At 45.7% G+C, this 357-nt stretch carries 1 protein-coding gene; it reads right to left on the reverse strand.

What is annotated here, in order from left to right:
- Positions 1-67: 67 nt before the first annotated feature.
- Positions 68-357, reverse strand: a 290-nt coding sequence (locus FH871_RS34340; protein ID WP_138995313.1) for a DUF4093 domain-containing protein, incomplete at its 5' end; no start/stop codon positions are given.

The following is a 357-nucleotide window of genomic DNA, read 5'->3' on the forward strand; positions in this document are numbered from 1 at the left end:
AATCGGCTCCAAATTTCTTTTTCTACTTTTTCCAATAATTTCATTCTATAAACCGGTGAAATGTCCATTATTTGCTGTTAAATCCTTTCATGGCCTCTTCCACTTCTGCCAAGGTCAGCCCAAACAAGTCCAGTCGCTTGAGGAGCTGTTTGCCGTTGCAATAGCCGATGCGTAGGCTTTGACCGAGATATTCTCGACGTTGACGACTATCCTGGCCCATAAGAAGGCCCAGTCGCACCAGGTCGAATTTAGAAATGTCAAAATTATTTTCGTCATCATAAGACCCCAGAACTCCTGTCAGGGCTTTCTGCAAATCGTCAAAAGAGGCATGCTCCACCCCTAGGGAGCGGCCTTTTG

It is taken from the genome of Larkinella sp. C7 (genome assembly GCF_006149005.1).
Lineage (GTDB): Bacteria > Bacteroidota > Bacteroidia > Cytophagales > Spirosomataceae > Larkinella.